The sequence below is a fragment of the Halorubrum sp. Atlit-28R genome (assembly GCF_003665955.1).
Classification (GTDB): Archaea; Halobacteriota; Halobacteria; order Halobacteriales; family Haloferacaceae; genus Halorubrum; species Halorubrum tropicale.
The window spans coordinates 1-441 of sequence record NZ_QPLS01000272.1 but is presented as its reverse complement, the minus strand read 5'-3'; the positions used below and the strand labels follow the sequence as shown (position 1 = coordinate 441).

The 441-nt window shown below is 56.9% G+C and carries 1 pseudogene; it reads right to left on the bottom strand.

What is annotated here, in order from left to right:
• Positions 1-441, bottom strand: a pseudogene (locus DVK06_RS18830) (capsule biosynthesis protein); the annotation flags it as partial.

Below are 441 nucleotides of genomic sequence, written 5' to 3'. Positions count from 1 at the left end.
GCCCGGTCGAGCACGAGCCGCTCATAATCGGCCGATTTGCTCGAGAGCGAACGTTCGCCGCCGGCCACCTTCGCAGTCTCTGCCGCGATTTCCCTCTCCAGTGAGGTGACTCTGTTTTGCAGCGCCGGTATCTGTGGATTATCGCGGGTAAGCGCGCGCACTTGCGCAAGCTGCGTCTTGTTGGCGATTAGCTCGTCCTGTAGCTTCGAGACTTGTTGCAACTGCAAGGCGGACTGCTTTTCCGGGTCGAAGACTGCTTTTTCGCCACGGTATTTGGACATGGCCAGCGTGGCCGCCTTTGCATTCTGCTCTGCGATTTTCACTTCTCCTGCGGCAAACCGGATCATGTCCTGTCGCCCGCGTTCATTAAGCGTATTGATAAGATCCTCGCTCATCTGCGGCAGCTTCTGATTGAGCAGATATGCATCATCGGCGCTGAAG